General features: G+C 67.8%; 8 protein-coding genes. 4 read left to right on the top strand and 4 right to left on the bottom strand.

Annotation, left to right across the window (positions count from 1 at the left end):
• The 4 genes from ACLBYD_RS03225 to ACLBYD_RS03210 all read right to left on the bottom strand — a co-directional run.
• Positions 1 to 1,058 (bottom strand): glycosyltransferase (locus ACLBYD_RS03225; RefSeq protein WP_447815385.1); only part of this gene is annotated, 1,058 nt, incomplete at its 3' end.
• 3 nt (positions 1,059 to 1,061) lie between these two features.
• Positions 1,062 to 2,219 (bottom strand): LuxR C-terminal-related transcriptional regulator, encoded by a 1,158-nt coding sequence (locus tag ACLBYD_RS03220; RefSeq protein ID WP_447815384.1) that lies wholly within the window; start codon positions 2,217 to 2,219, stop codon positions 1,062 to 1,064.
• A 148-nt stretch (positions 2,220 to 2,367) separates the two neighbouring features.
• Entirely contained in the window at positions 2,368 to 3,564 is a 1,197-nt protein-coding gene (locus ACLBYD_RS03215) for an FAD-dependent monooxygenase (RefSeq protein WP_447815383.1), read from the bottom strand.
• Positions 3,565 to 3,649: 85 nt separating this feature from the next.
• Complete coding sequence (locus ACLBYD_RS03210) at positions 3,650 to 4,906, bottom strand: MFS transporter (protein WP_447815382.1); 1,257 nt, start codon at positions 4,904 to 4,906, stop codon at positions 3,650 to 3,652.
• Positions 4,907 to 4,954: 48 nt separating this feature from the next.
• Between ACLBYD_RS03210 and ACLBYD_RS03205 the strand changes: the two genes are divergently transcribed.
• From ACLBYD_RS03205 to ACLBYD_RS03190, 4 genes are read left to right on the top strand one after another with little or no spacing between them, the layout of a single operon-like run.
• On the top strand, positions 4,955 to 5,812 hold the full coding sequence (locus tag ACLBYD_RS03205) for an IclR family transcriptional regulator (protein WP_060651634.1): 858 nt from the start codon (positions 4,955 to 4,957) through the stop codon (positions 5,810 to 5,812).
• A 58-nt stretch (positions 5,813 to 5,870) separates the two neighbouring features.
• Positions 5,871 to 6,941: a cupin domain-containing protein gene (locus ACLBYD_RS03200; RefSeq protein ID WP_447815381.1), complete on the top strand. Its 1,071-nt coding sequence runs from the start codon at positions 5,871 to 5,873 to the stop codon at positions 6,939 to 6,941.
• Between the two features lie 5 nt (positions 6,942 to 6,946).
• Positions 6,947 to 7,768 (top strand): fumarylacetoacetate hydrolase family protein, encoded by an 822-nt coding sequence (locus ACLBYD_RS03195; protein WP_447815380.1) that lies wholly within the window; start codon positions 6,947 to 6,949, stop codon positions 7,766 to 7,768.
• A gap of 13 nt (positions 7,769 to 7,781) precedes the next feature.
• Positions 7,782 to 8,495 carry a maleylpyruvate isomerase family mycothiol-dependent enzyme gene (locus ACLBYD_RS03190; protein WP_447815379.1) on the top strand — a complete coding sequence of 238 codons (714 nt, stop codon included), beginning with the start codon at positions 7,782 to 7,784 and terminating at the stop codon, positions 8,493 to 8,495.
• Positions 8,496 to 8,522: the final 27 nt, after the last annotated feature.

Here is an 8,522-nt window from a genome sequence, read left to right as displayed (position 1 = left end):
CCGTCGACGGTTCGGAGACGGGCGCCGAGTTCTGCTGCCGCCGTTCGATAACCGTCGTCGGTCAGCAGACTCTCCACGGCCGCGCGTATCTGCTCGGGCGAAGTGGTCTTCCGCAGACGGATGCCCGCACCCGCCTTCGCGACCTCGCGACCGATGATCGCCTGATCCGTGACCGCCGACATGGGCATGATCAGTATCGGAAGTCCGTGTGCGAGAGCCCGGAAGGCTGTCGCGTGCCCGCCGTGCCCGACCACCGCCGAGCAGGTCGGCATCAGTTCGTGGTGCGGAACGTACCGGTGGACGGTCGCATTGGGTGGTACGCGCAACCCGGTAGGGTCGATCGCCGGCCCGGTCGTGACGACGAACTCCGCGTTCATCTCCGCCGCGGCGTCGAAGATGTTCTGGTAAGTGCGGCGCTGACCCGGGAAGCCGGCGGTGCTCAGACTGACCAGCACGCGCGGCGGTGTTCGACAGACCGCCGCGGCCTTCGCGTCGTGGATCGCACCGGTCCAGGTCAGCGAGCCGTCCGTGCGCCGTCGCGCGCCCGGGTCGAGCACTCGGTCCGAGCACACGAGTCGCATGTCGGCCTGTTCCCACAGTCGCTTCGGACCCAGGCCGCGTAGTCGCGAACCGATCCCGAACGGTCCGTGCCGGAAGGCGCCGTCGAATGCGGCGAAGAAGGAATGGAACAGCACCACGTGCGGCACCCCGGTGCGCGCCGCAGCGTCCTGGGCGTTGAACAGCATGCAATCGACGATCACCAGGTCGGTCGACTCCCTGGTGATCTCGTCCTCCACATCCCGCGCGACGGCGGGGTCGGTCATCATGGCGTAGGCCATGGTCAGCACTTTCGGGGTGCTCAGTTCTACGTGCGGGGTCCAGGTCGGCGAGTGCCGGTAGCCGCAGAAGACGAGGCCGGCATCCTCCGCGACCTTCCGTTGCGATTCGTGACCGAGAACCCGAACGTGATGTCCGCGGCGGTGCAACTCGCATCCGAGCGCTGCTTCGGGCGGGTAGTTCCCGCCGCCTTCCAGGGTGACGACCAGGATGCGTGCCACGGCTCACCTCTTCCGATGTGCACCGACCGGGACGCTCGTCGGCGCCGGTTTCTCGACGAACCACCCGTCCGGCCCGATCTCCGTACCGACCCGGGGGAGGCAGTGCGTGAAGAACAGTCGTGCGACGAGTTCCTGCCGACTGTTCACGCCCGTCTTCGCATAGATGCTCTTCAGGTGGTCCTGCACGGTGTACGGGCTGATGAACAGTCCACGGGCGATCTCGGTGCGTGTCTCTCCCGCAAGAACGCGGGCGAGGACATCGGTCTCCCGTTCGGTGAGACCGTGAAGGGCGGCGGTCAGAGCCACGAGCTGACCGGGCTGCGCGGGTTCGATCGCGACGACGATCCGGGCCGATTCTCCTCGGCCGTCCAGCGACCCGGCCCGCAGGACGAGCCACTGACCGTCCTCCGTACGGACACGGACGACGCGCGCGGCGGCCCCTTCGTAGCGGAAACGGACGGCGACCACTACGGCCGGGAGCATGAAGGCGCCTTCGGCACCGAGTCGCTCGAGATACTCCACCGCCTGCGGAGTAGCCGATTCGATCTCGTTGTCCGCGCCCACCACCACGACCGCGGGACCGGAACCGCCGGGTGATGCGTCCGCCGCGAGTCGAGGGGATTCGCGGAGCAACGACAACCGCAGTCCGTCGCCGATCTCGCCCACGCATCCTGCGAGTGCCGCCACATCGTCGGCGTCGAAGCGTCGGCCGGGGGCGCGCATGAGAGTGCCGCCGCCCCAAACGCGCCCGTCACGGCCCCGGAAGACGAGGCGCACCTCGTCGTCCATTCCCTGCGGTTCGAGGATCTCGCTGTAGGGCAGGGAATCGCGGATGTCGCAGTCGATCGCCTCGCGGATCGTCTGGACACCGGTGCGCGTCCGGGCGAGCTTGCGGTAGGTGTTCGCGAAGTGCGACGTGCCGTACTCGATGTGTGCCACCGTCTTCGCGGCACGACCGGCCGGGGCGTCGGCGTCGAGCATGGTCACGGACGTGAACAACATGCTCGCCGGGTCGACGAGAGCGATGCATCCGATGTCGTAGTGGATACGCCGCCGGATCGTGTCGAGGACGGCGTGCCGGAACTCGACCGGGTCGGCGGTTCCGAGTGCGATGTCCCGAACCTCGCTGCGGAGCGCCGACGCCTGCCGTGACGCGGTCATATTTTCAGTATGTGCTGGTCACGGTCGCTCCGGTACCTTTCGGTGCGGGACGAACGACGTATATACGGCGAATGCCGCCCCCGATCGGCGGATCGGGGACGGCATTGTCCGGAACGGGACGAGTTGCTCTGCGGCGCTGTGTGAGTGCTCAGCGGTTGCGGTCGGAGCTGTAGCCCCAGAGCCAGTCGGTGTACTTGTAGCTCGAGGTGTCGCGCGTGCGGAACAGCTCGTTGCGGGCCTCGCGACCGGCACCGTCGAGGTGCCACAGGTCGCCCCACATGCGTCCGGTGGTGAGGATGCGGTTGCAGCGCGGTGCGCGTTCGGCGTTGACGTCCTTCAGGATCTTCGGCCAGTTCGCGCTGTCGCCCTGCAGGTCCTCGGCGGCGTAGTCGGCGAAGCACTTCGCATCCTCGAGTGCCATGACGGCACCGGAGGCGAGGTACTGCAGCGGCGGGTGCGCGGCGTCGCCGAGCAGGATCATCCGGCCGTCGACCCAGTTGTCGATCGGGTTGCGGTCGAACATCGGCCACCAACGATCGGTCCACAGGTACTTCAGTGCGCTCTGCACGCTCTCGTGGCAGTGGTCGTAGGCGTGCGCGAGTTCTTCGGGGCTGCCCCACTTCTCCTCGCCGCGGAGGAATGCCGGCGACTGGAAGACCGCCACCTGGTTGAGCATCTCGCCCTGGCGCAGCGGGTACTGGATGAAGTGGCAACGCGGGCCGATGTAGCCCACGACGTCCTCGATCTCCTCCTCGAGCGGAACCTCGTTCATCGGGAAGGTGCCGCGGAAGGCGACGTAACCCGAGCCGACGGGCTTGTCGTCGGACAGCTTCGGACGCAGGTGCGAGTGCAGGCCGTCCATGCCGAGGGCGACGTCGCCGACGTGCTCCTCACCGTTCTCCAGGATGACCCGCACGGTGTCGCCCTCGGTGATCACGTCGGTCACCGTGGAGTTCGTCCGCAGATCCGCTCCGGCCTCGCGGGCCGCCTCGACGAGCGCCGAGTGCAGATCCGAGCGGTGCACGACGAAGTACACACCGCCGTAGTGCTGCTGGTAGTCGCGTCCGAGATCGACCTTGGTGAGGATCTCCGCGGTCACGGCGTCACGGAAGACGAGGTTCTTGGGCAGCACGCCCTTCGCGATCACCTCGTCGTAGACACCGAGCGACTGCAGAATGCGCGAGCCGTGGGGGCCGATCTGGAGTCCTGCGCCCACCTCACCGAACTCGGGGGCACGCTCGAACAGCGTGACCTGGGCGCCCTTCTGCGCGAGGGCGAGGGCATTGGCGACACCGCCGATGCCGCCACCGGCAATGAGAACTCGAGCGTCCTTCAGATCGGACATGACACTCCTTCGGATCGTGTGAAGCAGAGGGGAACGAGGGTGCGGTCGATCGCGGTGCGATCAGTAGGTATCGGCCGCAGTGCGATCAGTGAGCGGAGACCGGGCGGAGCGATTCGTGGCGTGCGGGGAACTTCTTCCAGATCACCGTCAGCAGCAGCGACGAGATCAGGGCGCTGACACCGAAGAGGACGAAGTTCGAGTGGGCACCGAGGCCGGCGGCGAGCAGCCAGCCACCGATCTGCGGGGCCGCGACGGCACCGATGCGTCCGACACCGAGGGCCCAGCCGAGGGCGGTACCGCGCAGGTGGTCGGGATAGTAGGACGCGACCGCGGCGATGATCAGTGCCTGCGTGCCGTGGGTGCCCACACCGGCGAGGACGAAGATCAGGTAGACCGCGGCGACCGGTGGGTCGAGCAGCAGGGTCAGCAGAGCGACGCCGGCGATGAGCGCGGCGATGATGCTGGTGGGGACCGAACCCCAGCGGACGCCGCCCCAGGCGGTGATGAACGAACCGGCGACCGCGCCGAGATTCAGGGCCAGGGAGAACGTGAGGGCGTTGCCGAGATCGGTGCCCTCGCCCTGCATGAGCTTGGGCAGCCACGTGCCGAGGCCGTACCAGGCGAGCAGTGTCACGACGGTGACGGCCGCGAACATGATGCTGATGGTGCGGAAACGGGAACCGAGCAGTTCCTTGAAACCACCTGCAGAATTGTCCGGATGCGCCTTCGAGACGGCGTGCTTCGGCAGCACCTTGATCGCCAGCGGGACGAGGACGAGCAGGGGGATCAGCGCGAACGCGAACATCGGACGCCAGCCCCAGTTGGGGATCACCGGGATGCCGACGAGAGCGGCGATCGAGCCGCCGATCGGGACGCCCGACATCATCATCGTCGCGACCGCGGCGCGCCACTTGTCCGGCACCAGTTCGGCGGCAAGGGCGTTCGAGGTCGGCACGAGTCCGCCGAGCCCGATGCCGGCGACGAGGCGCAGGAGACCGAAGATCACGGGCCCGGGCGCCACCGCGCACAGGGCGGTGAAGACGGAGAGGACGACGACGCAGCCGATGACGGCGTTCTTGCGTCCGATCGCGTCGGAGAGCCGGCCGGCGAGGACCGCGCCGATCATCATGCCCACGAACGCCAGGCTTCCGAGGGTGCCGGCGGTGGAGGCGCTGATGCCCCACTCGCCCTGGAGGCTGGATATGACGTTGCCGTAGACGATGAGGTCGTATCCGTCGAAGACGACGAACAGCCAGCAGACGATCACCGCGATGACGTGGGCCCGGGGGAGGGTGATGTGGTCTCCGGCTCGCGTCGGTGAAGCCTCGTTGGGGAGATGCATTCCTCAACGGTGGGCGCGCGCCATCCGCCGATGCAATAAAGTTCTGCTATGCAGAACAAGCCGATGGGCATCATCCGCAAGCCGACCTACATGCTCGAGTCGGTCGACAACGCGCTGCGACTGCTCCAGTTGCTCCGCGACGCGGGTGCGATCCGGCTCAAGGACGCGGCTGCGGAACTCGGGACAGCGCCGTCCACCGCGCACCGCCTGCTGGCGATGCTCGTCTACCGGGGCTTCGCCGTGCAGGACGAGAAACGGATGTACCACCCGGGGCCGGCACTCGGCGTCGGCCCGGCGAGTCAGGGCTGGACGCGGGACTTCACCGATCTCTGCCGACCCCACATGGAGGCACTCGCCACGCTCGCCGACGAGACCGTCAACCTCGTGATCCGGGTGGGATCGCAGGCGCGCTTCCTGTGGACGGCGGAGGCGGCATCGATCCTGCGTGTGGGCGATCGCCGAGGTCAGGTGCTTCCCGCGGAGCTCACCGCGGGCGGACGCATCCTGTTGGCCGAGCTTCCCCGCTCGGTGCTCGAGCAGCTCTACCTGCGACCCGCGGACGAGCCCCACATCAGTCAGGGGCCGAGCCCCGCCTACGAGACCGACCGACGGATGGCGATCGGGGAGTTCGAGGAGTTCGCGCACGAACTCGAGGCGGCACGCAAGCTGGGTTTCGCCGTCAACGTCGAACAGACGGAGGAGGGCGTCGCGGCGCTCGGGGTGGCGATCCGCAACGGTCGGGGCATTGCGATCGGTGCCCTCACGGTGGCCGTGCCGGTGACGCGTTACCGGCAGCATCTGCGCGGCAGGCTGGTCGCGCAGATGCAGGCGGCGGTGCGGGGCATCGAGGTCGATGTCGCCGATATCGCCGGTCCGGACGTCTCGAATTCCACGGTGCAGAAATAGGTGGATTCCCCGGTTCCGGCGCCCCTAGTTTGGAGACAACGCCGGACAAGGAGATTTCATGACTGCCACCGAGCCTGTCGATCCCGAGCTCCAGAAGCTGTACGACGACTTCGAGACCGAACACCTCAACCCGTTGTGGACCCAGCTCGGCGACCTGATGCCGATGGTCCCGACGTCCAAGGCCGTCCCCTTCGTCTGGAAGTGGTCGACGCTGTACCCGCTGGCCCAGCGTGCCGGAGATCTCGTGCCTGTCGGCCGCGGCGGTGAGCGTCGCGCCATCGCGCTCGCGAACCCGGGCCTCGGCGGCGTCCCGTACGTCACCCCCACGCTGTGGGCGGCGATCCAGTACCTCGGCCCGAAGGAAACCGCTCCCGAGCACCGGCACTCCCAGAACGCCTTCCGCTTCGTCGTCGAGGGCGAGGGCGTGTGGACCGTGGTCAACGGCGACCCGGTCGCCATGCGCCGGGGCGACTTCCTGCTCACCCCGGGCTGGAACTTCCACGGTCACCATAACGAGACCGATCAGCCGATGGCGTGGATCGACGGCCTCGACATCCCGTTCGTGCACTACACCGACACCGGTTTCTTCGAGTTCGGCTCCGACGGTGTCACCGACGAGGGCACCCCGGACATCTCCCGGTCCGAGCGACTGTGGGTCCACCCCGGTCTGCGCCCGCTCGTGGGTCTCGACCGCAAGACCAGCTCGCCGATCGCGTGCTACCGCTGGGAGCACACCGACCGCGCGCTGAACGAGCAGCTCGCCCTCGAGGACGAGGGTTACGCCGCCACCCCGGAACCCGGCCATGCCGCCGTCCGCTACACCAACCCCACCACCGGCGGCGACGTCATGCCGACGATCCGCGCCGAGTTCCACCGACTGCGCGCCGGCGCGCACACCCGCGCCCGCCACGATGTCGGATCCGTGGTCTTCCAGGTCTTCGACGGTGAGGGCCGCTTCCATCTCGCAGACAAGAGCCACGACGTAACCAAGGGCGACATGATCGTCGTCCCGTCCTGGGTCGAGTGGTCGCTCGAGACCGACAAGGGTGTCGATCTCTTCGCCTTCTCCGACGCGCCGATCGTCGAACGTCTGCACTTCAACCGCACCATCATCTCCGAAGGAGCCTGAACCTCATGCGTCTCGCCACCCTCCGCCTCGACGGCGGCACCGCCGCCGTCCGCGTCGACAGCGACTCCAGCGCCACCGTCATCGACGGCTACGCCGACCTGTCCGCGCTGCTCGCCGATCCGAACTGGAAGTCGGTCGCCGAGCAGGCATCCGGAAAGGCCGTCGAACTCGGCTCCGCCGACTACGCCCCGGTCGTCCCGGCCCCGGGCAAGATCGTGTGCGTCGGCCTGAACTACGCGACCCATATCAAGGAGATGGGCCGCGACCTGCCGGAGTACCCGACCCTGTTCTCGAAGTTCAAGGAAGCCCTCACCGGCCCCTACGACGATGTGGCCGTTCCCTCCTACGCGGGGTCGCAGCTCGACTGGGAGGCCGAACTCGCCGTGGTCATCGGCAAGCAGGCCTACCAGGTCTCCGAGGCCGACGCCGCCGAGTTCATCGCCGGCTACTCCGTGATCAACGACTACACGATGCGCGACTACCAGTACCGCACGCTGCAGTGGGATCAGGGCAAGACCTTCGAGAAGACCAGCGGTTTCGGTCCCTTCCTCGACACCGACTACCAGCTCGGCACCGCCATCGAGACCCGCCTCGAGGGCGAGGTCATGCAGTCGTCGAACACCGACGATCTGGTGTTCACCCCGGCCAAGCTCGTCGACTACATCTCGCACATCGTGACCCTGCAGCCGGGCGACGTCATCATCACAGGCACCACCGGCGGTGTCGGCCACGCCCGCAAGCCTGCTCGCTACATCCAGAACGGTGAGGTCTGCGAGGTCACCATCGAGGGCCTCGGCACCGTCCGGAACAAGACGATCATCAAGTAGGAGAAGCCGAACCGTGGGATTCAACGATCTCGACCTGTCCGAGCGGCTCCTCATCGCCCGGCGGGGCACGGCCTACCTCTCGCAGCGCCTGGCCGAGCTGACCGACGACGAACTCGACGGTCCCACCGTGCTCGAAGGGTGGACGCGCCGGCATCTCGTCGCGCACATCGGTTACAACGCCGCAGCATTGTGCCGGCTCATGGACTGGGCGGCGACCGGTGTCGAGACCCCGATGTACTCCTCCACCGAGCAGCGGGCGCAGGAGATCGCCGAGGGCGCGACGCTGAATCCCGCCGCTCTGCGGAACCTCTTCTCGCACACCGTTGCCCGTCTCGACGAGAAGTGGCGGCACCTGCCGGAGACGGCGTGGCAGTCGCAGGTGCGTACCGCTCAGGGCCGACTCGTCCCGGCCGAGGAGACCGCCTGGATGCGCACGCGCGAAGTGTGGATCCACGCGGTCGATCTCGACAACGGTGGGCGCTTCGGCGACTTCCCGCCCGTCGTCCTCGACTCGCTGCTCGACGACATCGTCGGCATGTGGCGCAAGAAGGACCTCGGTGCGGGCATCGCACTCGAGGTCGAGGGACGCGACGCGGTCCGGGTGAACGGCGACGCCGAGACCACCCACACCGTCCGAGGCGATCTCGCCGGTGTCGTCCGCTGGGCGGCCGGTCGCGGAGCCGTCGGCGTCACCGGCGGAGAACTCACGCCGCCGCGCTGGCTCTGAGGTTTCCCCACGTACGAACGACGAAGG

This window comes from Rhodococcus sp. C26F, assembly GCF_053345925.1.
Note: the sequence above shows the minus strand (reverse complement) of the source record. Positions and strands in the feature narration are given on the sequence as shown.

Coding starts and splice junctions, on each gene's coding strand:
- ACLBYD_RS03215 (WP_447815383.1), bottom strand. CDS start 3,564: ATGTCCGATCTGAAGGACGCTCGAGTTCTCATTGCCGGTGGCGGCATC.
- ACLBYD_RS03210 (WP_447815382.1), bottom strand. CDS start 4,906: ATGCATCTCCCCAACGAGGCTTCACCGACGCGAGCCGGAGACCACATC.
- ACLBYD_RS03205 (WP_060651634.1), top strand. CDS start 4,955: ATGCAGAACAAGCCGATGGGCATCATCCGCAAGCCGACCTACATGCTC.
- ACLBYD_RS03200 (WP_447815381.1), top strand. CDS start 5,871: ATGACTGCCACCGAGCCTGTCGATCCCGAGCTCCAGAAGCTGTACGAC.
- ACLBYD_RS03220 (WP_447815384.1), bottom strand. CDS start 2,219: ATGACCGCGTCACGGCAGGCGTCGGCGCTCCGCAGCGAGGTTCGGGAC.
- ACLBYD_RS03195 (WP_447815380.1), top strand. CDS start 6,947: ATGCGTCTCGCCACCCTCCGCCTCGACGGCGGCACCGCCGCCGTCCGC.